We start from the raw sequence: 25234 nt of genomic DNA, 5'->3' as shown, positions 1-25234 counted from the left end.
CGGAGGCGAACAGTTCCGTGGGGACCCCAGAAGCGATGATCACCCCCGACGGGTCCTGGGACCTCGTGGTCGTCGGCGCCGGGCCGGCCGGGGCCACGACCGCGCTCGCCGCCCTGCACGCCGACCCCTCGCTGCGGGTGCTCCTGCTCGACCGGTCCGACTTCCCGCGCGACAAGTCGTGCGGCGACGGCATCGCTCCGCACTGCTTCGCGAAGCTCGCCTCGATCGGCGTCACCGGCGTCGAGGACGGCTGGACCCCGCTCACCCGGCTCGAGCTGGCGCGCGGCGAGGGGTCGGTCGAGGGGACGATGTCGCGGCCCGTCCACGTCATCCCGCGACAGGTCTTCGACGCGCGCCTGGTCGAGCGGGCGGTGGAGCGCGGAGCGGCGTTCCGGCGGCAGCGGGTCACCTCCGTCGACGACCTCCCCGACGCCGGTGTGGTCGTCGGCGCCGACGGCGCGCACTCGGTGCTGCGTGCGCACCTCGGCCTGCCGACCGGCCGGCGCGCGCTCGCCATCCGCGGCTACGCGCCGACGCCGCCCGACCGGCGCGGCACCCAGGTGATCAGGTACGGCGACCGCCGCCAGCCGGCGTACGCCTGGGCCTTCGACCGTGGTGACGGCCTCTCCAACATCGGCTACGGCGAGCTCCTGCCACCCGACGGCGAGGACCCGCCCTCGCGCGCCCTGCTGCTCGACCAGCTCGAGCAGCTGCTGCCGGGCTACGACGGCGCGGAGTGGAAGGGGCACCACCTCCCGCTGTCGAGCTGGCGGTGGGACCAGCCGGACGGGCGGGTGCTGCTGGTCGGCGACGCCGCCGGGCTCATCAACCCGATGACGGGCGAGGGCATCTACTACGCGATCGCCACGGGGATCGCGGCCGGCCAGTCGTCCGTGCGTGCCCTGCGCGGCGGGGGAGACCCCGGCGCGCTGCACCGGCAGGCGGTGCGCGACCAGCTCGGTCGGCACCTCAAGCACACGTTCGTCGCCTCCCGGCTGGCCGAGCACCCCGTGATCGTCGACGGCGGCATCCGGGTGGCCCGCCGGGACCGAAGAGTCTTCGACGAGCTCGTCGAGCTCGGCCTCGGCGACGGCCGGATCTCCGGTCGGCTCGTGCGCGGCCTGGCCGGCGGCCTCGGACGCAAGGCAGTGACCGCGACGCGAGCAAGGGTGGGCCTCACGTGACACAGATCCTGACGGTCCGCGGTGCGCTGCCGCCGTTCCGGCACGCGCAGGCGGACATCACCGACGCCTTCGCCGGGGTGATCGCCCGCGGCGGCGGGCTCGACGAGCGGGTGCTGCGACGCTTCCACGCCAACGCCGGCGTGGACCACCGGCACACCGTGCTGCCGCTCGAGGCGTACGGCGAGCTCGACGGGTTCACCACCGCCAACGACCACTTCATCGAGCACGCCGTCGAGCTCGGCGCGCGGGCGCTGCAGGACGCCCTCAAGGCTGCCGACCTGACGCCGACGGACGTCGACCTCATCATCTCGGCGACCGTGACCGGCCTCGCGGTGCCGAGCCTCGACGCGCGGATCGCCGCCCTCGTCGGACTGCGGCCCGACGTCAAGCGGGTGCCGCTGGTCGGCCTCGGCTGCGTGGCTGGTGCGGCGGGGATCGCGCGCCTCGACGACTACCTCGGCGGCCACCGCGACGAGGTCGCCGTGCTCGTGGCCGTCGAGCTCTGCTCGCTGACCGTGCAGCGCGACGACGTGTCGGTGCCCAACCTGGTCGCCAGCGGGCTGTTCGGCGACGGCGCCTCGTGCGTCGTCGCGACGGGCGACGACCGCCACGGGTCGGCACCCGCCCGGGTGGTCGCCACGAGGAGCCGGCTCTACCCCGACTCCGAGCGGGTGATGGGCTTCGACGTCGGCACCACCGGGCTGCGCATCGTCCTCGACGCCCAGGTGCCGACGGTGATCGGACGCTACGTCCGCGAGGACGTCGACGGCTTCCTGGCCGACCACGGGCTGACCCGCGCCGACATCGGCTGGTGGGTCTGCCACCCCGGCGGACCCAAGGTGATCGAGGCGCTCGAGCAGGCGCTCGAGCTCGACCCCGACGCGGTCGCGCTCACGCGCCGTTCGCTCGCCCAGATCGGCAACCTGTCGTCGGCCTCGGTGCTGCACGTCCTGGAGGACACGCTGCGCGAACGGCCGCCCGCGCCCGGGAGCCACGGCCTGCTGATGGCGATGGGTCCCGGCTTCTGCTCCGAGCTCGTGCTGCTGCGGGCCGGCGGGGAGAGCGCCGCGTGACCTCCCTGACGGCGTTCACGATCCTCGTCGTCCTCGTGGGCGTCGAGCGGCTGGCCGAGCTCGTCGTCTCCAGGCGCAACGCCGCCTGGTCCTTCGAGCGCGGCGGTGTCGAGACGGGGTTCTCCCACTACCCGCCGATGGTGGTGCTGCACACCGGGCTGCTGGTCGGGGCGCTCGTCGAGGCCTACGTGCGCGAGCCGCACACACCGTCGGCGCTGGCCTGGTCGATGCTCGCCGTCGTCGTGGTGAGCCAGGCGCTGCGCTGGTGGTGCATCGCGACGCTGGGCCGGCAGTGGAACACGCGGGTGATCGTGGTGCCGGGGCTGACGCCGGTGCGGCGCGGTCCCTACGCTCTCCTCCCGCACCCCAACTACGTCGCGGTGGTGCTCGAGGGCGTCGCGCTGCCGCTCGTGCACGCCTGCTGGATCACCGCCGTGGTGTTCACGCTGCTCAACGCGGTGCTGCTGACCGTCCGGATCCGGGTGGAGAACGCCGCACTCACCACGCTCGCGGAGCCGTCCGGTGCCTGACCTCGTGGTCGCCGGCGGCGGACCGGTCGGCCTCGCGGCCGCGCTGTACGCCGCCCGCGCGGGCATCGACGTCGAGGTGCGCGAACCCCGCCCCGGACCGGTCGACAAGGCCTGCGGCGAGGGGTTGATGCCCGGCGCCGTCGCCGACCTCGCCGCGCTCGGCATCGACCCGGCCGGGCACCGGCTGGCCGGCATCCGCTACCTCGGCGGCGGCCGCACGGCCGACGCGCCGTTCCGGCACGGCGAGGGCCGCGGCGTCCGGCGCACGACGCTGCACCGCGCGATGACCGACGCGGTGCGCGCGGCCGGGATCAAGATCGTCGAGCGCGCGGTCGGCGAGGTCGAGGACCGCGGCAGCCACGTGCTCGTCGACGACGAGCCGGCGCGCTACCTGATCGCGGCCGACGGCCTGCACTCGCCGGTGCGCCGGATGCTCGGGCTCGACCGGCCGCCCGAGGGCCGGCGGCGCTTCGGGCTGCGCGTGCACGTCGAGATGCAGCCCTGGACGCCGTACGTCGAGGTGCACTGGGCCGAGGGGTCCGAGGCCTACGTGACGCCGGTGGCCGACGAGCTGGTCGGCATCGCGGTGCTGACCGAGCGCCAGGCGCCGTTCGACCAGCTGCTCGCGGAGCACCCGCTGCTGAGGGAGCGGCTCCAGCGCCGGCCGCTGTCGCGCACCCGTGGTGCCGGTCCGCTGCGCCAGCGCTCCACGGCCCGGACCCGCGGCCGGGTGCTGCTCGTCGGCGACGCGGCGGGCTACGTCGACGCGCTCACCGGTGAGGGCATCGCGCTCGGTCTCGCGCAGGCGCGCGCGGCGGTGGACGCGGTCGTCATGGACCGTCCGGAGCAGTACGAGGCCGTCTACCGCCGGCTCGGCCGGCGCCACGAGCTGCTCACCCAGGCCTTGCTCTCGTCGTCGCGGGTGCCCGCCGTGCGCCGGCGCATCGTGCCGCTCGCGGCCCGCCTGCCGCGGGTGTTCGCGGGCGTCGTCGACCAGCTGGCGAGGCCGGCATGAGCTCCCCGGCCGAGCAAGTGGTCCTCCTCGACGAGGACGGTCGCGCGATCGGGGTCGCGGACAAGGCGTCGGTGCACGGCCCCGACACCCCGCTGCACCTGGCGTTCTCGGTCTACGTCTTCGACGGCCGAGGCCGCTTCCTGCTGACCCAGCGCGCGGTCGACAAGCCGACGTTCGGCGGCGTCTGGACCAACTCCTGCTGCGGCCACCCGGCTCCGGGCGAGCCGATCGCCGAGACGGTCGTGCGGCGCACCACCCAGGAGCTCGGCCTCGAGCTCACCGACGTGCGGCTGGCGCTGCCGGCGTTCCGCTACCGCGCGGTCGGCGACAACGGCACGGTCGAGCACGAGCTGTGCCCGGTCTTCACGGCCGTCGCCGCCGGCGACCCGCGACCCGACCCGAGCGAGGTCGAGGCGTGGGAGTGGGTCTCGTGGTCGGAGTTCCGGGCCGACGTGCTCTCCGGCGCCCGCGAGATCAGCCAGTGGTGCCGCGAGCAGGTCGAGCAGCTCCCCGAGGACCCCCTGTCCGCACCGGCCGCCGACCCGGCTGCCCTGCCTCCTGCGGCCCGGCCGGGGTAGTCCGTGACGTTCGGGCCCCTCGTCCACACGTTCTGGGGCCCCACCGTCACGGACTACCCACCCCGACACGAGAGGATGGGCCGGGTGGACCCCACGACGTACGCCGTGATCGCGGCCGCGGTCCTGGTGGGGTCGGTGGTGCAGTCGGCGGTCGGGCTCGGGGTCGGGCTGGTGGCGGCGCCGGTGACCGCGCTGCTGGAGCCCGCGCTGATGCCGGGGGCGCTGCTGATGGTCGCGGTGCTGCTGCCGTGCCTGACGCTCGTGATCGACCACCACGACATCGACTGGCGCGGGCTGGGGTGGTCGCTGCCGGCACGGTTCCCGGGGACCCTCGTCGGCGTGTGGGTGGTCGGCGCCCTCAGCGCGCGCGAGCTCGGCATCGCGATCGGCATCGTCGTGCTGGGCGCGGTGGCCCTCACGTGGCGCGCCGTCACCGTGCCGCTCAACCGGCTCAGCCTCTCGGTGGCGGGGTTCGCCAGCGGCATCACCGGCACCGCCACGTCGATCGGCGGGCCGCCCATCGCGATCGTCTACCAGCACCGGCCGGCCCGCGAGATCCGTACGACGATGGCGGTCTACTTCCTCATCGGTGCCGGGCTGTCGCTGGGGGCCCTGTGGGTCACCGGCGACCTCGAGCGCGACCAGGCCGTCGCCGCGGCCGAGCTGCTGCCGTGGCTCGCGCTGGGCACCGGCCTCGGGGCGCTGGCCCGGCGCTCGCTCCCCGCGCACGTCGTCCGCCCGGCCGTGCTGGTCGTCAGCTCGGCGTCCGCCCTGGTGCTGCTGGTGCGGTCGCTGGTCGGATGAGCGATGAGTCCCCTCGAGCCCAGGAGTCAGACCCGCCATGCCGAAGGTCACCGCACACCTGTCCATCTCCCTCGACGGCTTCGTCGCCGGCCCCCACCAGACGCGCGAGGAGCCTCTGGGCGTCGGCGGTGAGGAGCTGCACCGCTGGCACATCGGTGCCCCGACCAACGACGTCGACAAGGCCATGACCGAGCGCATCCTCGCGCCGCGGGGCGCCTACGTCATGGGCCGCAACATGTACGCCCCCGACCGCGGCGACTGGGGCGCGGAGATGTGGCGCGGCTGGTGGGGCGACGACCCGCCGTACCACTGCCCGGTCTTCGTGCTCACCCACTACCCGGCCGACCCGATCGAGATGGAGGGCGGCACGACCTTCCACTTCGTCACCGGCTTCGACGAGGCGATGGAGCGGGCGTTCGAGGCGGCGGGCGAGGACACCGTGACGATCGCCGGCGGCGCGAGCGCGGTGCGGCAGGGCTTCGAGGCCGGCGTGATCGACGAGATCATGCTCAACCACGCACCGGTCGTGCTCGGCAGCGGCGAGTCGCCGTTCGCAGGCCTCACCGACCTGCGGCTGACGCCGATCGAGGTGCACGCCTCGCCGCTGGCGACGCACGTCGTCTACTCGACGCGCTCCTGATCCGCCGCGGGTCCCCGATAGTCCCTGACGTTTCCGACGCGACTCACGCGTGACCGTGTCGGAAACGTCAGGGACTATCCCGACCCGGAAGCAGTTGACGCGTGTCAAGTTAGTGCCTAGCGTCCCCGGCATGCCATCCCTGCGCCGACCGACGACCGCGGTGATCGGCGCGGGCATCAGCGGGCTGACGTCCGGCAAGATGCTCGGCGACTACGGCGTGCCCTACACGTGCTTCGAGGCGTCCGACCGGATCGGCGGCAACTGGGCGTTCGGCAACCCCAACGGTCACAGCAGCGCCTACCGCTCGCTGCACATCGACACCAGCAAGCACCGGCTGTCGTTCAAGGACTTCCCGATGCCGGAGGACTACCCCGACTTCCCGCACCACACCCAGGTCAAGGCCTACCTCGACGCGTACGCCGACGCGTTCGGCCTGCTCGACCCGATCGAGTTCGAGAACGGCGTGGTGCACGCCGAGCGGCGGCCGGGCGGCGGGTGGGCGATCACCGACCAGGCCGGCGCGACCCGCGAGTTCGACCTGCTCGTCGTCGCCAACGGCCACCACTGGGACCCGCGCACGCCGGAGTTCCCCGGCCACTTCGACGGGGAGTCGTTCCACTCCCACCACTACATCGACCCGACGGACCCGCTCGACCTCACCGGCAAGCGGATCCTCGTCGTCGGTCTCGGCAACAGCGCCGCCGACATCGCGGTGGAGCTGTCCGGCAAGGCGCTGCAGAACCAGGTCACGCTCTCGACGCGCTCGAGCGCCTGGATCGTACCGAAGTACATGTACGGCCTGCCCGCCGACAAGTACTTCGCCACGTCGCCGCACATCCCGCTGGCCTGGCAGCGCAAGCTCATCCAGAAGATGCAGTTCATGACCGGGTCCAACCCCGAGCTCTACGGCCTGCCGAAGCCCAACCACAAGTTCTTCGAGGCGCACCCGACCCAGTCGGTCGAGCTGCCGCTACGGCTCGGCTCCGGCGACGTGGTGCCCAAGCCCGACATCGAGCGGCTCGACGGCGAGACCGTGCACTTCGTCGACGGGACGTCGTCCGGCTTCGACGTGATCGTCTACGCGACGGGCTACAACATCACCTTCCCGTTCTTCGACGAGCAGCTCCTCAGCGCTCCGCGCAACGTGATCCGGCTCTTCAAGCGGATGTTCAAGCCCGGCCTCGACGATGCCGTGTTCATGGGGTTCGCGCAGGCGGTGCCGACGCTGTTCCCGTTCGTCGAGGCGCAGGCGCGGCTGCTCGCGGCGTACGCCGTCGGTGCCTACGCGCTACCCGACGTCGAGGAGATGGAGCGGGTCATCACCGCCGACGAGCAGCTCTACCTCGGCCACGTGACCGACCGGCCGCGGCACACCCAGCAGGTCGACTACTTCGTCTACGAGCACGACCTGCGGACCCGCGAGCTCCCCGCGGGCATGGCGAGGGCGGGCCGGTGACCGAGGCCCGCGGCGACCGCCGCCGCACCGCGCTGCTCGAGGCGCTCGACCACCACCTGCGCGAGAGCAGCCTCGACTCGATCAACATCGCCGACATCTCGCGCCGGGCCGGCGTGACCCGCTCGGCGTTCTACTTCTACTTCGAGAACAAGGCCAGCGCGGTCGCGGCGCTGATGAACGAGATGTACGCCGAGTCGACCGCCGCCGCCGAGCAGCTGCGCAGCGACGGGACGCCGGCGCAGAACATCGAGGCCATGGTGCGCGCGCTGTTCTCGACGTGGGACAAGCACGAGCACCTCTTCCGGGCCTCGCTCGATGCGCGCTCGACCAGCAGCACCGTCCGCCAGCTGTGGGACAGCGACCGCGAGTCGTTCGTGCCTGTGGTCGCGAGCCTCATCGAGGGCGAGCGAGCCTCGGGCGCGGCGCCGAGCGGCACCGACGCCACCGCCCTGGCGAGCGTGCTGCTCGAGCTCAACGACCGGATGCTGGAGCGGCTCGCCCTCGGCGGCCCCCTCGACCGCGAGCAGCTGGTCGAGGCGGTCGTCGCGGTCTGGCTGCACACGATCTACGGCGAGGTGCGTGGGTGAAGCGCGACGAGGTGACCTTCGACTCCGGTGGCGTCGAGCTGTCGGGCTGGCACTTCACCGGCGCCGGGTCGGCGTTCGAGGGTCCGCGCGGGCGGCCCGTCGTCGTGATGGCCCACGGCCTCGGCGGCACGAAGGACTCCGGTCTCGAACCGTTCGGCGCCGGCCTGGCCGAGGCCGGGCTCGACGTGCTCGCGTTCGACTACCGCGGGTTCGGCGCCTCGGGAGGTACGCCGCGCCAGCGGGTCAGCATGGCCGGTCAGCTCGAGGACTACCGCGCCGCGATGGCCGCGGCCGCCCGACTGCCCGGTGTCGACGCGTCGCGGCTGGTGCTCTGGGGCGTGTCGGTGTCCGGTGGCCACGTGCTCGCCGCCGCCGCGGACCGTGACGACGTCGCCGCGGTGGTGTCGCTCTCACCCCTCGTCGACGGCCGCGCCGCCGGCCTGCTCGCGCTGAAGCACCACTCGGCCCGGGCGATGCTCGGCTCGACGCGCGCCGGCCTGCGCAGCCGGCTGTCCGCGCTGCGCGGCGGTGAGCCCGTGATGATGCCGGTCGTCGCGCGCCCGGGGGAGGTCGGCGCCCTGACGCTGCCGGGCCACTACGAGTCCTACCTGGCGATCGCCGGCCCGACCTGGCGCAACGAGATCGACGCCTCCGTCGGCCTCGAGCTCGGCGGCCACCGTCCGGCGAAGCACGCCAAGGCGCTGCGCTGCCCGCTCCTCGTCCAGATCACCGACTTCGACCGCAGCGCACCCCCGCGCGCCTCCGCCAAGGCCGCCGAGGCCGGCCGGGCCGAGGTCCGCCACTACCCGTGCGACCACTTCGACGTCTGGCCGGGCAGCGAGTTCTTCGGACCCGTGCTCGCCCATCAGCTGTACTTCCTGCGCCGCCACCTGCGTGGGCCGGTTTCACCGGGTACCCGGTGAAACCGGCGCTGACCGGATGGAGTTCCTTGCGGTCAGCGGCAGTTTCTCCGGGTACCCGGTGAAACTGCCCATCTCCACCCGCGGTCGGATGCCCGGAGACACGGTGTCTCAGTAACCTCGGACCCGTGGCCATCCTCGAGCACGACGAGACCGACACCCGGGCGCTGACCCAGCAGCGGTTCGAGCGGATGACGCTGGCCGGCGGGGGCGGGCTGCCCGAGGTCGACCTCAAGGGACTGCCGGCCGGACCGAGGTGGCCGGCGTTCGCGCAGACGGTGGCGCTGATGCGGTTCCGGCACTGGTTCCACCCCTACCTGCACCGCACGTACGGCGACGTCTACACCGTGCGCCTGATGCCCAAGGGGCGGCCGCTCGTGTTCTTCACCCGGCCCGAGCACGCGAAGGAGATCTTCGCCGGCGACCCCGAGATCTTCCACGCCGGGAAGGGCAACGCGATCCTCGGCCCGGTCATGGGCGAGCACTCGCTGCTGCTCCAGGACGGCGCCGAGCACAAGCGCGCCCGCAAGCTGCTGATGCCGGCGTTCAACGGGCAGGCGCTGCGCGGCTACCAGGGCCTGGTCGCGGCGCTCGCGCGCGACGAGGTCGCGCACTGGCCGGAGGGACGGCCGTTCCGCAGCCACGACCGGATGAACGTGCTCACGCTCGAGGTCATCCTGCGCGTCGTGTTCGGCGTCACCGACGAGAAGCGCCTCGCCGCCCTGCGGCCGCGGGTCACCGCGACCGTCAACGTCAGCCCGGCCGTGCTGCTCGTGTGGACGATCCCGGCGCTGCACCGCTACGGACCCTGGAAGGCCGCGGTGCAGAACCAGGTCGAGCTCGACGAGCTGATGTACGCCGAGATCCGCGAGCGGCGTACGGCGCCCGACCTCGCCGAGCGCACCGACGTGCTGTCCCGGCTGATCCGCGAGGGTGCGGAGAGCGGCGACGGGCCCGGTGGAGGACTGAGCGACATCGAGCTGCGCGACCAGCTTGTCACGCTGCTGCTCGCCGGCCACGAGACGACGGCCACGGCGCTCGCCTGGGCGCTCTACGAGCTCGGGCGCGACCCGGCCCTGATGCGCCGCACCCAGGAAGCCGCGGATGCCGACGACGCCGACGGCGACGCCTGGCTCGACGCCGTGCTCAAGGAGTCGATGCGGCTCCACCCGGTCATCCCCATGGTGGTCCGGACGCTGATGAAGCCGCAGACCATCGCCGGTGTCGACATCCCGCGCGGCGCCACCGTCGGGCCCTCGATCCTCATCGCGCACAGCCGCGAGGACAACTACGAGCACCCCGAGCGGTTCGACCCCGAGCGGTTCCTCGGCCACAACCCGCCGCCCAACACCTGGATCCCGTTCGGCGGTGGCGTCCGCCGCTGCATCGGTGCCGGCTTCGCGATGATGGAGGGGGTCGCCGTGCTGCGCGAGGTGTTCCGCTCCGTCGGCGTCACGGCGGTCGGCACCGACGAGCCGCTGGTCCGCAACATCACCTCGGTGCCGCGACACGGTGCGCGCGTCGAGGTCGCCGCCCGATAACCGCTTCGTCCTGGCCGCCTCGGCCTGAGAGGCTTCGCACTCGTGACCTGGGGTGAGCGCCTGCGCGCGCTGCGGCTCGACGTCACCCCGCTCCGCTCCTCGCGCGACTTCCGGCTGCTGTTCTACGCCGGCACGGTCTTCTACTTCGGCGCGATGGTCACCTACGTCGCCATCCCGTTCCAGATCTACACCCTCACCGGCTCGAACTTCGCGGTCGGCGCGGTCGGCCTGGTCGAGCTGGCGCCGCTGGTCGTCTTCGGGCTGTACGGCGGAGCGCTGGCCGACCACGTCGACCGGCGCAGGCTGCTCGTCGCCTGCGGGGTCGCCCAGGCGACGTTCACCGGGGTGCTCGCCGCGAACGCGTTCCGCGACGACCCCTCGATCTGGCTGATCTTCGTGCTCAGCGTCGGCCTCGCCTCGACCTCGTCCATGCAGCGGCCGAGCCGCGAGGCCCTGATGCCGCGGACGGTCACCCACGACCAGCTCGCCGCCGCCAACGCCCTGACGAGCCTCGGCATGCAGATCGGGGTGCTGGTCGGGCCGGCCGTCGGCGGACTGCTCGTGGCCTACGTCGGCATCGGCTGGTGCTTCCTCATCGACATCGCCGGCCTGTCGGTCGCCTCGCTGATGTTCTGGCTGATGAACGCCTACCCGCACCGCGACGAGACCACCCCGCCCTCGCTCGCCGGCATCCGCCAGGGCCTGAGCTACGCGCTGAGCCGCCGCGACCTGCTCGGCACCTACCTCGTCGACATCGCCGCGATGCTCCTGGCGTTCCCGGTCGTGCTGTTCCCCGCGCTGGCCGAGGAGGTCTTCGACAAGCCGCAGGTCCTCGGGCTCCTCTACTCCGCCGAGACCGTCGGCGCGCTCGTCGCGACCGCGCTGAGCGGCTGGACGTCGCGGGTGCACCACCACGGCCGGGCGATCGTGCTGGCTGCGACGGCGTACGGCGGGATGGTCGCGCTCGCCGGCCTGATGCCGTCGATCTGGCTGGTGGGCGTCTTCCTCGCGCTGTCCGGAGCCGCCGACATGATCAGCGGCGTCTTCCGCGGCACCGTCTGGAGCCAGACCATCCCCGAGTCGATGCGCGGGCGCCTCGCCGGCATCGAGATGCTGTCCTACTCCCTCGGCCCGCTCGGCGGCCAGGTCCGGGCCGGGGTGACCGCCGACCTGTGGTCGGTGCGCGGCGCGATCTCCAGCGGTGGGCTCGCGTGCGTGGCCGGCGTCGGCCTCACCGCGGTGTGGCTGCGCGACTTCTGGACCTACGACGCCCGCACCGACGAGCACGCCGTCGCCGAGCGGGCGGTGCGCCAGGCCGCGGGCGAGGCCTGACCTCGCTGGCCCGTGTCGACGCGAGCCGGCGAGCCGGTCCCGCTCAGCCCCGCGACCGCAGGGCCGCCACCGCGAGGGCCGCGAGGGCACCGGTCGAGGTGAGCGTGCGCGCGACGTTCAGCTTCACCCAGAGCGACTCGAAGTCGGCGCGGACCGCCGCCAGGTCCGTGATCCGGTCGACCGGGCCGGCGCCGTCGAGCGCGTCGTTGAGGGGGATGTTGCCGGCGAAGCTGATCACGAGCGTGCCGACGGTCAGCGCGGTGGCCGCGATCGCCCACGGCCGCGCCTGCGGACCCGCGACCACCGCGGCCGCGCCGGCGAGCACCGGGGCGCCGAGGAAGGTGGCGATGAAGACGGGGTTCACGATCGCGACGTTCATCTGCTGCATCGCGTGCACGAACGTGCGGTCGTCGACCCTGGCGAGCCCGGGCATCACGCCGGTGGCCCAGGTGAAGTAGGTGCCGGCCTGCAGCCCGGCGACGACGGCGGCAGCGAGGAGGGCGGGCCCGCGGGCGCTCGTGGTCATGGTGGTGGTCATCAGGTCGGTGCTGGTGGAGGTCATGAGCCCGAGTCAATCGGCGATCCGTGAGACTATCCATGGCTGGATCTGGCAATTGCATACGCGAGCGTCTACGGTCGCGCGCATGGACGGACTCGCCGGGCTGCTCGACGGACCTCGCGCGCGCGGTGCGTTCCTGCTGCGCATCCTCCTCGACGCGCCCTGGTCGATCCGGCTGGAGGACGAGGCGCCGCTGTCGGTGACCGCGGTCGTCCGGGGCCATGCATGGGTCTGCCCGGACGGCGACGCCCCGGTCCGGCTGGACGCCGGCGACGTCGTGGTGTGGGTGGGCGAGGAGCACTGGACCCTCGCCGACGACCCGGCCACGCCGGCCCAGGTGGTCATCCACCCCGGCCAGGTCTGCACGACCGTCGACGGGCACCCGGTCGTCGAGGAGCTGAGCCAGGGCGTGCGCAGCTGGGGCAACAGCGCCGCCGGCGAGACCGTGCTGCTGACGGGCGTCTACCTGCTCGAGGGGGAAGTGACGCGGCGGCTGCTGCGCGCGCTGCCGCGCACGATGGTCCTGCGCGCGGCCGAGCTCGACACCCCGCTGATCGATCTGCTCGGCCAGGAGGTGGTGCGCGACGCCCCGGGCCAGGAGGCCGTGCTCGACCGCCTGCTCGACCTGCTCCTGATCACGCTGCTCCGCACGTGGTTCGACCGGCCCGACGCCGCCCCGCCGGCGTGGTACGCCGCCCAGGGCGACCCGGTCGTCGGCCCGGCCCTGCGGCTGATGCAGCACCACCCCGAGCTCCCGTGGACGGTGGCCGAGCTGGCCGCGCGGTCGGGGGTGTCGCGCGCGTCGTTCGCGCGCCGGTTCGCCGAGCTGGTCGGCGAGCCGCCGATGGCGTTCCTCACCGCGTGGCGCATCGCGCTCGCCGCCGACCTGCTCCTCGAGGCGGACGCCACGATCGGCTCGGTCGCGCGGAAGGTCGGCTACGCGACGCCGTTCGCCCTGAGTGCGGCGTTCAAGCGGGAGCGCGGGATCAGCCCTCGCGACCACCGGCGGCGGGGGGCCGACCCGGCCGCTCCCGCCGCCGTCTAGCGGGTCAGCTCCGCGGCTGGGCCGCCAGCCAGGTCTGCCAGTCGATGCCGCGGATCAGTGCGCCGTCGCCCGGGAGGATCGAGCCGCCGGCCATGCTCGGCACCGCAGCGTCGGGCTCGACGACGACGTCCGCGCCGACGTGCTCGGCGTACCTCCGCACGAGGTCGACGAGCCGCTCCGGCTTCGGCCCGGCGAGGTCGACGTCGCCGTCGAGCTCGCCGGTCGCGAGCTCGAGCAGCACCTGGGCGATCTCGGCGGTGTCGACCGGCTGGGTCGGCACGTCCATGATGCGGGCGACGCCGCCGTCGGTGTTCCACTCGAGCATCTGCCGCGCGAAGTCGTGGAACTGCGTCGCCCGCAGCACGAGCGCGCCCGGCGCGGCCGCGCGGGTGGCCCGCTCGTGGGCGAGCTTGGCGCGGTAGTAGGGGTAGTCCTGGCTCTCGTCGAGGCCGACGATCGAGAGCACGACGCTGCGCGGCACGCCGGCGGCGGTCGCCGCCCGGCCGAGGTTGGTGGCGACGGTGGTGAAGAACTCCGTCGACGCCGCCTCGTCGATCGCCGGGAACGACGTGACCTCGACGACGGCATCCACGCCCTGCAGTGCCGCCTCGAGCCGGGTCGTGTCGGGGTCGGTCAGGTCGAACCCGGTCTCGCGCGAGATCTCGACGACCTCGTGACCCTCCTTGCGGGCGAGTGCGGTGACCTGGGAGCCGACCTGTCCGGTGGCGCCGGCGACAGCGATGCGCATGGCAGAACCTCTCCTCGATACTCGGATGTCTATTGTCCTAGTAAGAGTCAACCATGAACTCGGACAGTTGTCATCCGGGTACGCTCGCCGCATGAAGATGTCCGCCGGCGTCGAGTGGGCCGTGCACTGCTGCATCCTGCTGAGCCAGGCCGACGAGCCCGTGCCGGTGCCGCGGCTCGCGGAGTTCCACGGCGTCTCGCGCACCTATCTCGCCAAGCACCTGCAACAGCTCTCCCGCGCCGGGCTCGTGACGGCGACCGAGGGCCGCACCGGCGGCTACGTGCTCACCCGGCCCGCCGACGAGATCACCGTCCTCGACGTGGTCCTCGCCATCGAGGGCGACGAGCCGGCGTTCCGCTGCACCGAGATCCGCCAGAACGGACCGTTGCCGGCCTCGCCCCAGGCCTGCCGGCGCGCGTGCGGCGTCGCGCGGGTGATGTACGCCGCCGACCATGCGTGGCGCTCGTCCTTGGCGGGGGTGACCATCGCCGACGTGGTCGGCACCGTCGAGCGCGAGAACGGCGCCCAGACCTTCGCGCGGGCGCGCGACTGGCTCGCGACGGGCTCAGCCGGCACCACTGCGTAGAGGCCGGATCGCTGCTCAGCCGGGCGAGCTCTCGCCCTCCTGCTGGGCACGCTCGCGACGCTCGCGCTCCTCGACGAGGGCGACGATCCAGTCCTCGGACGGTCGCCCCATCATGCGGTCCGCCTTCATCACCAGCGCTCGGGCGTCACCGGTCGAACGCCTCCCGCACCTGGCGCTCGGTGAGGCCGTAGTCGTCGAGCGAGTAGTCGTGCCGCGGCGCCGCGTGGCCCGACTTGGACTCCCGGTCGAGCGCGGTGATCGCGGCCTCGGCCTCGGGCGTCCAGTCCAGGCCGAACTGCTCGTAGATCCCGCGCGTCACCCCGAGCGGGTCGTCGCGCAGGTCCGCGAACGCCACGTCCGCGAACTGCGCCTGGTCGTAGCGCGGCCGCGCGTCGTGGAACGCGTGGAACGCACGTGACCACAGGTCGAGCTGGGTGCGGCCGATGACCTCGCCGACGTACGTCGTCGAGTGACCCGCCGTGGTCTCGGCCGACAGCGACGCCGACGACGCGATGCACGTGACCGGGTCGCGGTGCGTGTAGACGACCAGTGCGTCGGGGTAGACGGTCATCAGCGCGTCGAGCGCGGTCATGTGCGAGGGGTTCTTCAGGATCCAGCGCTTGTCGACGTCGTTGAGGCCGACGAGCTGGAGGTTCTGCTTGTGGCGGGCATAGGCGTCGGTCCAGTCCTGACCCCGCAGCCAGTCGCGGTATCGCGGCAGGTTGGCGAGCGACTCGTAGGAGTTGGACTTGCCGGTCTGCCTCAGCAGCCGCCAGCACTCCTCGACGGTCGTCGCGTCCATGTAGTGGATCCCCATGAACTCCGGGCTCTCCACGTGGTGCGCGGTGAACGCCTGCTGCATGACCGTGAAGATCGGGTCCTGCTCCCAGGTCTCGCGGGGCGGGCGCGGCTGGGGGTACTGCGTCAGCCACATCTCCAGCCCCTGGGTGGAGGGGTCCGCGTGCAGGTAGCGGTGCAGCGCAGTGGTGCCGGTGCGCGGCAGCCCCATCAGGAACACCGGCCGCTCGATCGGCACGTCGCGGTGCTCGGGGTGCGCCGCGAACTGCGCCTCGGTCAGCAGTACGCCGACCAGCGCGCTCTTGACCTCGGAGCGCTGGAAGTAGTTGCCTCGCGGCGTCAGGCCGGCCTCGGGCGAGGCGAGGTCGTCGACCAGGATCCGCAGCCCCTCCTCGTGCGCGCTGCCGCCGAAGCCGCCGAGGCCGGTCGTGCGCTGCGCGGCCGCGACGATGTCGTCGTACGACCCGACGTCGGCGCGCTCGCGCACCATGATGTTGTCGCTCATCGCCGCTCCGGTAGGTGCACAATCAGCGCATTCGCGCCGGACGTGCTCGGTTTCACGCGTGAAACAAGACCGAATGGGCGCGATTGCGCTGATCTGGTCTTAGGACGAGAGCGGAGCGCGGGCATGGCCTAGTCGTGGAACTCGCCGCAGTCGACGGTCAGCATCTGGCCGGTGACCGCGGAGGCCAGGTCGGAGGCGAGGAACAGCGCCGCCCGGGCGACCTCCTCGGGCGAGGCGAGCCGCTTGAGGTCGGTAGGGGCGGCCTTCTCGGCGTAGACGACGTCGTGGGTGACGCCGGCCTCCGAGGCGAGCCAGTCGAAGTAGCCCTTGTTGACGTCCTCGTAGATGTAGGACGGCGCGACCGAGTTGACCCGGATGCCGCGCGGGCCGAGCTCGGTGGCCAGCGACGAGGCGAGGTGCTCGAGCGCGCCCTTGGAGAGCTTGTAGCCGGCGTACTCCGGCTGCGAGCTGAACACCACGCAGGAGTTCAGCATGATGATCGACCCGTGCGAGGCCGCCAGCGCGTCGGCGAACAGCGCGGAGAGCCGCAGCGGCGCGAACACGTTCGTCTCGTTGGCCGCGCGCAGGGCCTCGAGGGGGACCGTGCTGATCGGGTCCATCGGCGGGATGCCGAACGCGTTGTTGATCAGGCAGTCGACCCGGCCGAACTCCGCCAGCGCCCGCTCCACCAGCTCGGCGCGTGAGTCCTCGTCGGTGATGTCGGTCGGTACGACGAGCGCGCGCCGGCCGTGCGAGCGCACGATCTCGGCCATCTTCTCGAGTCGCCGCTCGGTGCGGCTGACGAGCACGAGGTCTGCGCCCATCCGGGCGGCCTCCTCGCCGAGCGAGCGGCCCAGGCCGGGGCCGACCCCCGACAGGACGATGACCTTGTCCTCGAGCAGCGGGACGGGCTCGTAGGCGTCGGCGACCGGCGTCGCGTGGTGGGTGGAGGTGGTGGTCACGGCGTCAGACTAGAACGTGTTTCAGTTTTGGTCGAGCCGTCACGGAAGGAGCTCGTCCGGAACCGTTCCTACGCTGACCCCATGAGCGACTACGCGATCAAGGCCCTCACGCCGGAGACGTGGCCCGACTTCGCCGGCCTGGTCGAGCGCAACACCGGTCTGTTCAGCGGGTGCTGGTGCGTGTGGTTCCACCACGGCGTCACCGACGGTCGCGGCGAGGGCGAGCCGAACCCGCAGTTCAAGAAGCGCATGGTCGAGGCCGGCATCGCCCACGCCGCGCTCGTCTACGACGGGCCGGACGCCGTGGCGTGGGCGGAGTACGGCACGCCGTCCGAGCTGCCCAACGTCCACCACCGCAAGCAGTACGACGCCGATGCGGCTGCGGCCGGCTGCGCCCCGCCCGACTACCGGATCACCTGCATCAACGTCGCCAAGTCGCACCGCGGCAAGGGTCTCGGCCGGCTGGCGCTCCGAGGTGCGCTCGACCTCATCGCGCAGGCCGGCGGAGGCGTGGTCGAGGGCTACCCGCACGACCTCTCGGTCCGCGACCCGGCCAAGAAGATGAGCGCGTCCTGGCTCTACAACCTCACCCGCCACTCCTACGAGGAGGCGGGCTTCACCTACGTCCGGCCCAAGGGCCAGGGCAACTGCGTGATGAGCAAGGTGGTGGCGCCGGCCGGCTGAGCCCCCGCTGGCGACGGGGCCGAGCCGGACGCTACGAGATCATCCGGCGCGCCACGGCGCGCTGGCGGGCGGTGATGCGGGCGGCGTACTCCTCTGCCGAGATCGGGGAGTAGTACGGCAGGTGCGACCGTACGTCGGCGAACGGCACCACCTCCACGGTCGGCCCGTCGGCGTCCTGGGTGAGGTCGCGCTCGAGCCGCTGCCAGCGCAGCATCAGCGAGCCGGTGCGGTGGCCGGTGGTCTCGAGCCAGTTCGCGATGCCGGGGTCCTGCTCCGAGACGACGAACCTCATCCTGCCGTCGGGGTCGGTGACCGCCTGCGCCTTGGTGAGCGAGGTCTGGTGGGTCTCGTAGTCGGTGGAGGCGTACCAGTCCGAGCCGACCTGCGCGGCCTGGTAGCTGCAGTCGTCGCAGCGCGGGACGGTGATGACCAAGGCCTGGTCGTCGTCGAGCTCGTAGTGGCCGATCGACGAGCGCTGGGACGCCAGGCCACCGGGCGTCGACCGCGGCGCGGTCAGCGTGTTGACCGGCTCCTTGTACTGGAAGAAGTGGGGGAAGGCGAACCACGTCTGGATCGAGCCGACCAGCGAGCGCGCGGCGACGTCGTACTTCTTCGCGAGCAGGTCGCGGGTCAGCGGCCGCGCCGGTCGCCCGAGCGTGTCGGTGCGCTCGATGGTGAGCGTGCCACGCTCCTCGGTGTCCCAGTCGTTGAAGACCTCGCGGACGATCATCGACTTGGCACCGGGCTCGGCGACGTAGGTGAACTCGAAGGTGCCGTCGGCCGCGAGGTCGAGCTCGCGGTCGTCGAAGGCCATGAGCGAGGTGGCGGCCGAGTCCGCGGTGTACTGCCCGCACATCACCTGGAAGGACAGGTCGGCGCTGGTCCCGCGGCATCCGCGGACGACGTACTCCACCCCCTCACGGAGGAAGGCGTTGAAGTAGATCGCGTCCGGGTTGTCGAGCCCCTGCCGCGAGAACTGGTGGGTGGGGTTTACGAACAACGGCCGGTCGAGGTCGTAGTCGAAGGCCATCTGCATGGCCATCCGGATCCGGCCGGCGAGGTAGTCGTAGCCCTCGAGCCGGTCCTGCTCGGTCCGGATGAACGGCGCGTTGGCGACGAGCTCCTCGGCCTCGGCGATCGCCTCTCTCAGGGGCCGCGTCAGGTCCCACGACTCAGACATTGCTCGTCCGGTGGTTGAGGAGGTCGCGCAGCGACCGTCCCGAAACCTCTGGAGCCGAGGCTGGGACTGTCGGGATCACGTGGGCGCGCGGGTGTGGTGGTTTCGAGACAGGCGCTAGCGCGCCTTCCTCAACCAGCGGCAGTGCGCTCACCCGTTCGCCTTCGCGATGATGGTCTCGGCGTAGCGCTCGAGGTGCTCGATCTTCTTCTCGAGGGGCTCGGTGTCCGGCCCCTTGATGTAGGGCACCCGGAAGCCGACGATGCAGTCGGTCACGCCCTTGTCCTCGAGGCGCTTGATCCCGTCGAGGTCGTAGGCGTCGTAGGAGATGACGTGCACCTCGAAGTCGTCGCGGGTGTCGCCCTCCTCCTGCCGGATCTCGGCGAGCCGCGTGAGCAGCCGGTCGAGCTCCTCGCCGTCGCCGCCGGCGTGCATCCAGCCGTCGCCCTTGCGCACCGCGCGCCGCAGCGCGGCGTCGGCGTGGCCGCCCACGAGCAGGGGGATGCGCTCGGTCGGGGCGGGGCACTGCTTGAGCGGCTCGACGTCGTAGAACTCGCCCTGGAAGCCGAAGAAGTCGCCGGCCGGGTCGGTCAGGCCGCGAAGGATGTCCATGCACTCGTCCATCCGCTTGCCGCGCTTCTCCCACGAGACGCCCAGCGCGGCGAAGTCCTCGGGCCACGGCGAGATGCCGACCCCGAGCCCGAGCCGGTTGTCGGAGAGGAACGCGATCGACGAGGCCTGCTTGGCCACCAGCACCGGCGGGCGCACCGGCAGCTTGAGCACGAACGGCGTGAGGCGCAGCGTGCTCGTCAGCGCGAACAGGTGCGCACACAGCACCATCGTCTCGATGAACTCCTTGCCGTCGAGGAACTCCCGGTCCCCGGTGTCGGTGTAGGGGTACTTCGAGTCGGACTCCTGCGGGTAGATCAGGCTGTCGGCCACCGTCATGCTCGTGTAGCCCGCTGCCTCGGCGGCCTGCGCCAGCGGTGCGTAGAAGCTCGCCTGGGTCATCGCCTCGGCGTAGGTGAACCGCATGGCCGCCAGACTAGAACGTGTTTCAGTTTTGGTCGAGCCCCAGGGTCTCCGCGAGGAACGCCACGAGGTCGACCGCGGCCCGGTCGTCGAGCATGTGGTCGGCGCCCTCGTAGACGATGCTGCGCGCGTCGCCGTTCGCCGCGGCGTACGCCGCCCGCACGTCCTCGGAGACGAAGGTGTCCTTGCCGGCCCACTGGAGGAGCATCCGGTCGCCGAGTCGACCGGCCAGCTCCGCGACCCGGTCCAGGGGCTCGAGGCCGGCGAACCGGCGGGAGTAGTCGGCCCGCGCCTGGCCCTCGAGCCTCAGCCAGTACGTCGCGAACCAGCCGCCCCACGCCGAGTCGAGCGCCTGCAGCGCCAGCGCCGAGACTCGCGCGTCGCGCGCGGCGAGGAGGGCGGCGTACATCCCGCCGTAGTCGTGACCGACCACCGCGATCCGGGCTGGGTCGACGCCCGGCTGCGCCGCGAGGTGGTCGAGGGCGACCGTGTGCGCGTCGACCTGCTCGCTCACGCGGGCCACGTCCTGCGCGGTGCCGTCCGGGTCGGGGACCCACGGGAAGTGCCCGGCCGGTAGCAGCGAGACGACACCGCGCGAGGCGAGCTGGACCGCGAGCGCGAGGAACTCGGCGCGGTCGTTGTGACGGTAGCCGAGCCAGTGGAGCCACAGGACCGCGGGCCGCCCCGTGCCGTCGTCGCCGCCCCTCACGAGCCAGGCGCGGACCTCGTGGTCCTGGCCGGGCACCTCGAGGCGGACGTCGTCGACGGCGGTCGTCGACGTGACGGACGGAGCGGCCGCGGGTGTCGCACTCACGCGCAGAGTCAAGCGTCAGTAGCATGATCCGTCAAGCAACTGATGAAGGAATCGCCCGTGACCGACGACCTGGACCTGGCCGTCCTGCTGCTGAACTCCGTCGACCTGCTCGAGGACCCGCCCGACCGGATGGCCCACGACCTGGTCTGGTGGCGCCGCGCGCTCGAGCGCAACGGCCACCCGGAGCTCGCGGCCGCCCAGCGTGACGACGACCTGCCGATGCTCCAGTCGCTGCGCGCGACGATCCGCACGATCTTCGAGTGCGTCGACGCCGACGAGGCGCGCGCGGTGCTCAACGTCGCGCTCCTCTACGCGGAGGCGGTGGTCCAGGTGGGCCCCGACGGGCTGACCGTGAGCGGCGACCTGCGCGCCCGGCTCCTGTTCGCCGTCGCGCTGCACGCGGCCGAGCACGGCGTGGGCCGGCTCGGCATCTGCGCGAGCGACCCCTGCCGCTGCGCGTACGTCGACCGCACCCGCGCCGGCACCCGTCGCTACTGCTGCACCCTGTGCAACGACCGGGCTGCGGCCCGCGCCTACCGACGGCGCAGGAGCGAGACCGGATCGTGACAGGGCACCGGCAACCCGTCGCCGCTCCTCGGGCGTCTTCGGGGTGTGCGCTCCCTCCGTCTCCTGGTGCCCTCCATCCCCCTGCTGACGGCCGTGGTCCTCGCGGCCACGCTGACGCCGGTCACCGCCGCCGCTGACGACCCGCCGGTGCTCGGCTCGCCGGCCCACGCCCAGCCGACCGGCGCCGGCTGGGGCACGGCTCACCCGCGGCACCTCTACAACGGCGGTGACCCCTCGGGCGAGGTCGCCCACCTCGTGTGGAAGCGCTGGGGACGCCACGCCACCACCGGACGCGGCGTGACCTGGCTGCTGCGGCCGGAGGGCGGCTACTACGCGCGTCCGGGTCGGATCGTGCTCCGGGCCGACCGGCTCGGCGCCTGTGCGGACGGCTCGGTCGCCTACACCCGGTTGCGGTTCCGGGTGGCCCACCGGCCCGGCGGCCCGGTCGGCTCCCACTGGCGCCGGTGGGCCGGCGACGGCGACATCTGCTGAACGGGCTGGCCCGCCGCGCAGGAAGTGCCGCGGTGCCGGCGGCGGGTGCCGCCGGCGCCGGGTGCCGATGGATCAGCGTGCTACCGGGTGATCCGGAACTTCACGGTGGCTGGCTTCGCCTCCACGATGCCGACCCCGCTGGTCGCCAGGATCTTCACCTTGTGACGGCCGAGCCCGAGCCGCTTGTCGAACGGCGAGGAGCACGGCTTGAACTTCTTGCCGTCGACGCTGCACGTGAACGTCGAGCCGGGGACGGTCGACTTGAACTTGATCGTGACGAACCGGTTGTGACCGACCCTGGGCGGCTGCTTCTTGATCGTGGTGTCCGGTGCCGGGCACACCGCCTGGGTCTGCGCCGACACGGGGCAGGCGTCCTGGCTGACGTCGCCGTAGCCGTCGCCGTCGGCGTCCGGCTCGAGGACGGCCGCGACGTTGATCCGGATCCCGGCTTGGGCAACGCTGTTCGGCAGGTCGACGTTGGTCGCGGGGTCGTAGGGAGCGGCGGCACCGGCGACGGCGTCGCCCACGACCGTTGCCCCGACGCATGCCATGCCGGGGACCGTCGTCTGGAGCGCGATCGCGGTCCCGGCCGTGACCGGGATCCGGGTCGGGAAGGAGTTGAGGGCGTTGACCGCGACGGGCTGCAGGGCGCTGGTGCCGAGGACGGTGCGGTGGCCGGGTACAGCGGACGGCCCGACCACGACGAGCCGGGCCGATCCGGGCGTCGCGTTCGCCAGGTGCGACCAGGTGGTCAGGACACCGTTGGAGGGGATCGTGAAGCTGGGCGGACCGGACTCGGCGGACATGAAAAGGGTGAACGCCGAGCCGCATGACGTCGGGAGTGCCGCGATCTGGCCGACGACGACGCCGGTGGCCTTGGCCGCGACACGCTCGAGGGCATCGGCGTGCCGCGGTGCCGGCTCACCTGCGGTGACTGGGTCGGCCGTGGCGACGGCTGGCAGGGCCAAGGTCAGCGATGCCGCGCCCAGCGCGGCAGCGACGAACGAGCTTCTCATAGCGGGTTTCCTCTCGGGATGGGATGACGGCCCAGGGGCCGCATCGGGTCGGCCGGATCGCTTTCCACGAATCGCCGACACTTCTCGAAACTAGGACCGCGTGTGCCGGCGTTGAATAGCGACAACGGGCCATTGCTCGGGTCGGCTGGGGTCCGCGCGGTAGAGGCTGCCCTAGAACACGTTTCAGTTGTGTGCGATCCTCCCGCCGTGGACCTCCAGGAGCTGAGCGACCGCGCGGAGATCAACGACGTCCTGGTCCGCTACACGCGGGCCATCGACACCGGTGACTGGGACCGGCTGGACACGGTGTTCACCCCGGACGCGCGGATCGACTACACGGAGTCCGGCGGCATCGCGGCGGGCTTCGCCGAGGTGAAGCCGTGGCTCGCCGAGGTGCTGCCGGCGTTCTTCCCGAAGCGGATGCACACGCTCGGCCAGGTCGACATCCGGCTCGACGGCGACGACGCCGAGGTATCGGCGTACTTCCACAACCCGATGCCGATGGACGACGGCCAGGGCGGCACGAAGGTGGTCGAGCTCGGCGGCCTCTACCACCACTCGATGACGCGTACGCCGGACGGCTGGCGGAGCCGGCGGCTGCACGAGGAGATCGTCTGGAGGCAGAACCTCTGATGGCTCCGCCGTCGACGTTCACCCGCGCAGCCCTGGCCGCCGTGCCGGGTGGCCGCTAGGCAGGTCTGGCCGGCAGCTCCCCGACGTTCGCGAACAGCTGACCGTAGAGCGTCGCCACCGCCATGTCGGTCTTGAGCAGCGGCGTCCAGTGCGCGCCGGCGGCGTCGTAGTCCTCGCGCGTGTGGCCCAGGGCCGTGACCACCCGCTGGACCAGCGCGTCGTCGCCGTTGGCCCAGCCGACCGCCTTCGCCGCGATGGCGTAGGTCACGAGCGGCATGCCCACCGGTGCGAGTCGCGGGTCGTCGGGCGCGAAGCCGGTCTCGGGGTACTCCGCCGTGAGCGCCGCCTGGCGCACCTGCTCCATCTCGGCGGCCTCCGCGGCCGGGTCGGCGGCGGCGGGCGGGGTGGGGTGAGCGGTGGCTGACGCCGCGACGGCCGTCAGGTCGTCGGGCGTGAAGCCGAGGCCGCGCGCCGCGAGGTCTGCCTTGTACTGCGTCACCCACGCGCCGGCCTGCGCCATGATCGCCTGAATCGCGCGGCCCATGGCCGCCGGGTCCTGAGGCATGGAGGGGAAACTAGCGGGTCACGGCGCGGCCGGGGAGCCCTTCATGGGCAGGGCGCCGACCTGGGCGAACAGCTGCCCGTACATCGTCGCGATCACGACGTCGTCCTTGATGCGCTCGGTCCATCCCTCGATCGCGGCCTCCCAGTCGGCCGGCGTCACGCCGAGCGCGGCGGTCACGCGGGCGACCAGGTCCTCGTCGTCGGTCGCCCAGCCGATCGCCGCGGCGGCGGTGGCGTACGCCGGGAAGCTGAGGCCGGCTACCGGTGCGAGCCTCGGGTCGGAGAGGTCGAGGCTGTCCGGATAGCTCTGGAACGTCGCCTTCAGCCCGACCCAGACCATCGAGACGTAGGTGCCGGGGCCGGGCTTCTCGGTCGGCGCCGGGTGGGCCGCGCGCGAGGCCTCGACCGCGGCGACGTCCTCGGCCGTGAACCCGAGCCCGCGTGCGAGGAGGTCGGCGTCGTGGTCGGCGAGCCACCGGGCCGCCTGCGCCCGGAGCGCGAGGAGCGCGCGCTGCTTCGCCAAGGGGTTCTGCACGATGTCATCAGACCAGACCTGCCGCTCGACGACACGGGTCCCGGCGGCGCCGCTGGTTGGATCGCCGAGGGATCCTGGCCGACAATGGCGGCGTCGTACCCCCACGACAGGACCAGCTCACGGAAAGGACCTCCGCGTTGAGCGACGACGAAGGCCACCCGGTCCTGTCCGGCCTGGCCGCACTCGCGGGCGTGGGCGTGGTGGTCGGGCTCCTCGTCAGCGGGGGAGCGCTCGCCGCCACCTCGATGCTCGGCCTCGGCGGCGACGACGAGGGCGGCACCGCCTCGAGCCAGCAGTCGATGTACCTCCCGAAGCCCTCCGACACGCTGCAGGAGACCGGGCCGCAGATCACGCTCCAGCCCGGCGAGCAGACCCCGAGCGGCCCGCCGTCGTCCGACGCGCCGCCGGAGTTCGCGATCTCGCTGTCGGCCGCCTCGACCGAGGTCGGCCCGATGGAGGAGATCTACCTGACCGGCGTCTACCCCGGAGGCGAGGGCGCCGTGGTCCAGGTGCAGCGCTTCGAGAACGGCAAGTGGGACGACTTCGCCGCCGTCGACGCCGTGGTCAGCGGCGAGACCTTCTCCACCTACGTCCAGACCGCCCAGTCCGGCGTCAACAGGTTCCGCGTGCGCGACACTGACGGCCCCAACGTCTCCAACGAGGTCCGGGTCAAGATCCGCTGAGCGCAGCGAAGCAGGTCCTCCGCAGTCAAGGTTGCTTAGAGAGCACTCCGCTCGACGGCGCCCATCTCGACAGCACCGGCCACCCGCCGCGCGCCAGCCCGCCGGGAAGGCACGTGCCGGGCCACCGCTGATCGAGCTTGTCGAGATCACCGCAGCGCGGGCACCTGCGTCAGC

General features: G+C 72.5%; 29 protein-coding genes. 19 read left to right on the top strand and 10 right to left on the bottom strand.

All coding sequences use genetic code 11. The features are described from left to right. The first annotated feature begins 17 nt into the window (after positions 1-17). The 12 genes from G514_RS25675 (at position 18) to G514_RS0108550 (ending at position 11660) form a co-directional block, all read left to right on the top strand. Positions 18-1184: an NAD(P)/FAD-dependent oxidoreductase gene (locus G514_RS25675; protein ID WP_245582143.1), complete on the top strand. Its 1167-nt coding sequence runs from the start codon at positions 18-20 to the stop codon at positions 1182-1184. After that, complete coding sequence (locus G514_RS0108600) at positions 1181-2257, top strand: type III polyketide synthase (RefSeq protein ID WP_028651426.1); 1077 nt, start codon at positions 1181-1183, stop codon at positions 2255-2257. Before G514_RS25675 ends, G514_RS0108600 begins: the two co-directional genes overlap by 4 nt. After that, positions 2254-2787, top strand: a complete 534-nt coding sequence (locus G514_RS0108595) for an isoprenylcysteine carboxyl methyltransferase family protein (RefSeq protein ID WP_028651425.1) — start codon at positions 2254-2256, stop codon at positions 2785-2787. The genes G514_RS0108600 and G514_RS0108595 overlap by 4 nt, the downstream gene beginning before the upstream one ends. Continuing rightward, positions 2780-3802 (top strand): NAD(P)/FAD-dependent oxidoreductase, encoded by a 1023-nt coding sequence (locus tag G514_RS0108590; protein WP_028651424.1) that lies wholly within the window; start codon positions 2780-2782, stop codon positions 3800-3802. The genes G514_RS0108595 and G514_RS0108590 overlap by 8 nt, the downstream gene beginning before the upstream one ends. Then, positions 3799-4380, top strand: coding sequence for an isopentenyl-diphosphate Delta-isomerase (idi, locus tag G514_RS0108585; RefSeq protein ID WP_028651423.1), 582 nt, complete (start codon positions 3799-3801; stop codon positions 4378-4380). The genes G514_RS0108590 and idi overlap by 4 nt, the downstream gene beginning before the upstream one ends. Positions 4381-4455: 75 nt before the next feature. Continuing rightward, positions 4456-5184 carry a sulfite exporter TauE/SafE family protein gene (locus G514_RS0108580; RefSeq protein ID WP_028651422.1) on the top strand — a complete coding sequence of 243 codons (729 nt, stop codon included), beginning with the start codon at positions 4456-4458 and terminating at the stop codon, positions 5182-5184. 37 nt (positions 5185-5221) lie between these two features. Further along, a complete protein-coding gene (locus tag G514_RS0108575; protein ID WP_028651421.1) occupies positions 5222-5824 on the top strand; it encodes a dihydrofolate reductase family protein in 603 nt (200 codons plus the stop codon). Positions 5825-5954: 130 nt separating this feature from the next. Further along, complete coding sequence (locus tag G514_RS0108570; protein WP_036564180.1) at positions 5955-7280, top strand: flavin-containing monooxygenase; 1326 nt, start codon at positions 5955-5957, stop codon at positions 7278-7280. Then, positions 7277-7867 (top strand): TetR/AcrR family transcriptional regulator, encoded by a 591-nt coding sequence (locus tag G514_RS0108565; RefSeq protein ID WP_028651419.1) that lies wholly within the window; start codon positions 7277-7279, stop codon positions 7865-7867. The genes G514_RS0108570 and G514_RS0108565 overlap by 4 nt, the downstream gene beginning before the upstream one ends. Further along, positions 7864-8790, top strand: a complete 927-nt coding sequence (locus G514_RS0108560; RefSeq protein ID WP_028651418.1) for an alpha/beta hydrolase — start codon at positions 7864-7866, stop codon at positions 8788-8790. The genes G514_RS0108565 and G514_RS0108560 overlap by 4 nt, the downstream gene beginning before the upstream one ends. Before the next feature lie 125 nt (positions 8791-8915). Continuing rightward, positions 8916-10328, top strand: a complete 1413-nt coding sequence (locus tag G514_RS0108555; protein WP_245582142.1) for a cytochrome P450 — start codon at positions 8916-8918, stop codon at positions 10326-10328. Between the two features lie 42 nt (positions 10329-10370). Continuing rightward, positions 10371-11660 carry an MFS transporter gene (locus tag G514_RS0108550; protein WP_028651416.1) on the top strand — a complete coding sequence of 430 codons (1290 nt, stop codon included), beginning with the start codon at positions 10371-10373 and terminating at the stop codon, positions 11658-11660. Between the two features lie 43 nt (positions 11661-11703). On the opposite strand, the gene G514_RS0108545 is transcribed toward G514_RS0108550, so the two are convergent. Further along, positions 11704-12222 (bottom strand): anthrone oxygenase family protein, encoded by a 519-nt coding sequence (locus tag G514_RS0108545; RefSeq protein WP_211222089.1) that lies wholly within the window; start codon positions 12220-12222, stop codon positions 11704-11706. Between the two features lie 82 nt (positions 12223-12304). Between G514_RS0108545 and G514_RS0108540 the strand changes: the two genes are divergently transcribed. Further along, positions 12305-13264 carry an AraC family transcriptional regulator gene (locus G514_RS0108540; RefSeq protein ID WP_028651414.1) on the top strand — a complete coding sequence of 320 codons (960 nt, stop codon included), beginning with the start codon at positions 12305-12307 and terminating at the stop codon, positions 13262-13264. 4 nt (positions 13265-13268) lie between these two features. Here the strand turns inward: G514_RS0108540 and G514_RS0108535 are convergent, their stop codons facing one another. Continuing rightward, a complete protein-coding gene (locus G514_RS0108535; RefSeq protein ID WP_028651413.1) occupies positions 13269-14012 on the bottom strand; it encodes an SDR family oxidoreductase in 744 nt (247 codons plus the stop codon). Positions 14013-14103: 91 nt separating this feature from the next. Here G514_RS0108535 and G514_RS0108530 point away from each other — a divergent pair, with 91 nt between their 5' ends. Then, complete coding sequence (locus G514_RS0108530; protein WP_028651412.1) at positions 14104-14598, top strand: RrF2 family transcriptional regulator; 495 nt, start codon at positions 14104-14106, stop codon at positions 14596-14598. Between the two features lie 145 nt (positions 14599-14743). Here G514_RS0108530 and G514_RS0108520 read toward each other — a convergent pair whose 3' ends face one another. Continuing rightward, entirely contained in the window at positions 14744-15901 is a 1158-nt protein-coding gene (locus G514_RS0108520) for a sulfotransferase family protein (protein ID WP_245582141.1), read from the bottom strand. A gap of 128 nt (positions 15902-16029) precedes the next feature. Beyond that, a complete protein-coding gene (locus G514_RS0108515) occupies positions 16030-16863 on the bottom strand; it encodes an SDR family oxidoreductase (RefSeq protein WP_211222088.1) in 834 nt (277 codons plus the stop codon). Positions 16864-16944: 81 nt separating this feature from the next. Here G514_RS0108515 and G514_RS0108510 point away from each other — a divergent pair, with 81 nt between their 5' ends. After that, entirely contained in the window at positions 16945-17547 is a 603-nt protein-coding gene (locus G514_RS0108510; protein WP_028651409.1) for a GNAT family N-acetyltransferase, read from the top strand. A 31-nt stretch (positions 17548-17578) separates the two neighbouring features. Here the strand turns inward: G514_RS0108510 and G514_RS0108505 are convergent, their stop codons facing one another. The 3 genes from G514_RS0108505 to G514_RS0108495 form a co-directional block, all read right to left on the bottom strand. Further along, on the bottom strand, positions 17579-18727 hold the full coding sequence (locus tag G514_RS0108505) for a hypothetical protein (protein WP_036564177.1): 1149 nt from the start codon (positions 18725-18727) through the stop codon (positions 17579-17581). Between the two features lie 147 nt (positions 18728-18874). Then, complete coding sequence (locus tag G514_RS0108500) at positions 18875-19759, bottom strand: TIGR03619 family F420-dependent LLM class oxidoreductase (protein WP_028651407.1); 885 nt, start codon at positions 19757-19759, stop codon at positions 18875-18877. Positions 19760-19781: 22 nt separating this feature from the next. Then, positions 19782-20570, bottom strand: a complete 789-nt coding sequence (locus G514_RS0108495) for an alpha/beta hydrolase family protein (protein ID WP_028651406.1) — start codon at positions 20568-20570, stop codon at positions 19782-19784. Between the two features lie 57 nt (positions 20571-20627). Here G514_RS0108495 and G514_RS0108490 point away from each other — a divergent pair, with 57 nt between their 5' ends. Then, complete coding sequence (locus G514_RS0108490; protein WP_028651405.1) at positions 20628-21137, top strand: CGNR zinc finger domain-containing protein; 510 nt, start codon at positions 20628-20630, stop codon at positions 21135-21137. Between the two features lie 66 nt (positions 21138-21203). Beyond that, positions 21204-21629, top strand: a complete 426-nt coding sequence (locus G514_RS0108485; RefSeq protein WP_157544668.1) for a hypothetical protein — start codon at positions 21204-21206, stop codon at positions 21627-21629. 80 nt (positions 21630-21709) lie between these two features. On the opposite strand, the gene G514_RS0108480 is transcribed toward G514_RS0108485, so the two are convergent. Next, positions 21710-22645, bottom strand: coding sequence for a hypothetical protein (locus tag G514_RS0108480; protein WP_028651403.1), 936 nt, complete (start codon positions 22643-22645; stop codon positions 21710-21712). 207 nt (positions 22646-22852) lie between these two features. Between G514_RS0108480 and G514_RS0108475 the strand changes: the two genes are divergently transcribed. After that, positions 22853-23278: a nuclear transport factor 2 family protein gene (locus G514_RS0108475; RefSeq protein ID WP_028651402.1), complete on the top strand. Its 426-nt coding sequence runs from the start codon at positions 22853-22855 to the stop codon at positions 23276-23278. Between the two features lie 55 nt (positions 23279-23333). Here the strand turns inward: G514_RS0108475 and G514_RS0108470 are convergent, their stop codons facing one another. Next, a complete protein-coding gene (locus tag G514_RS0108470) occupies positions 23334-23843 on the bottom strand; it encodes a hypothetical protein (protein ID WP_157544667.1) in 510 nt (169 codons plus the stop codon). An 18-nt stretch (positions 23844-23861) separates the two neighbouring features. Beyond that, positions 23862-24377: a hypothetical protein gene (locus tag G514_RS0108465; RefSeq protein WP_157544666.1), complete on the bottom strand. Its 516-nt coding sequence runs from the start codon at positions 24375-24377 to the stop codon at positions 23862-23864. Positions 24378-24514: 137 nt separating this feature from the next. Here G514_RS0108465 and G514_RS0108460 point away from each other — a divergent pair, with 137 nt between their 5' ends. Continuing rightward, positions 24515-25060, top strand: a complete 546-nt coding sequence (locus tag G514_RS0108460; protein ID WP_028651399.1) for a hypothetical protein — start codon at positions 24515-24517, stop codon at positions 25058-25060. The last annotated feature ends 174 nt before the right edge of the window (positions 25061-25234 follow it).

This window comes from Nocardioides halotolerans DSM 19273 (assembly GCF_000422805.1).
GTDB classification, from domain to species: domain Bacteria; phylum Actinomycetota; class Actinomycetes; order Propionibacteriales; family Nocardioidaceae; genus Nocardioides; species Nocardioides halotolerans.
Note: the sequence above shows the minus strand (reverse complement) of the source record. Positions and strands in the feature narration are given on the sequence as shown.

Coding starts and splice junctions, on each gene's coding strand:
- idi (WP_028651423.1), top strand. CDS start 3,799: ATGAGCTCCCCGGCCGAGCAAGTGGTCCTCCTCGACGAGGACGGTCGC.
- G514_RS0108580 (WP_028651422.1), top strand. CDS start 4,456: ATGGGCCGGGTGGACCCCACGACGTACGCCGTGATCGCGGCCGCGGTC.
- G514_RS0108575 (WP_028651421.1), top strand. CDS start 5,222: ATGCCGAAGGTCACCGCACACCTGTCCATCTCCCTCGACGGCTTCGTC.
- G514_RS0108570 (WP_036564180.1), top strand. CDS start 5,955: ATGCCATCCCTGCGCCGACCGACGACCGCGGTGATCGGCGCGGGCATC.
- G514_RS0108545 (WP_211222089.1), bottom strand. CDS start 12,222: ATGACCTCCACCAGCACCGACCTGATGACCACCACCATGACCACGAGC.
- G514_RS0108540 (WP_028651414.1), top strand. CDS start 12,305: ATGGACGGACTCGCCGGGCTGCTCGACGGACCTCGCGCGCGCGGTGCG.
- G514_RS0108535 (WP_028651413.1), bottom strand. CDS start 14,012: ATGCGCATCGCTGTCGCCGGCGCCACCGGACAGGTCGGCTCCCAGGTC.
- G514_RS0108530 (WP_028651412.1), top strand. CDS start 14,104: ATGAAGATGTCCGCCGGCGTCGAGTGGGCCGTGCACTGCTGCATCCTG.
- G514_RS0108520 (WP_245582141.1), bottom strand. CDS start 15,901: ATGAGCGACAACATCATGGTGCGCGAGCGCGCCGACGTCGGGTCGTAC.
- G514_RS0108510 (WP_028651409.1), top strand. CDS start 16,945: ATGAGCGACTACGCGATCAAGGCCCTCACGCCGGAGACGTGGCCCGAC.
- G514_RS0108505 (WP_036564177.1), bottom strand. CDS start 18,727: ATGTCTGAGTCGTGGGACCTGACGCGGCCCCTGAGAGAGGCGATCGCC.
- G514_RS0108500 (WP_028651407.1), bottom strand. CDS start 19,759: ATGCGGTTCACCTACGCCGAGGCGATGACCCAGGCGAGCTTCTACGCA.
- G514_RS0108480 (WP_028651403.1), bottom strand. CDS start 22,645: ATGAGAAGCTCGTTCGTCGCTGCCGCGCTGGGCGCGGCATCGCTGACC.
- G514_RS0108470 (WP_157544667.1), bottom strand. CDS start 23,843: ATGCCTCAGGACCCGGCGGCCATGGGCCGCGCGATTCAGGCGATCATG.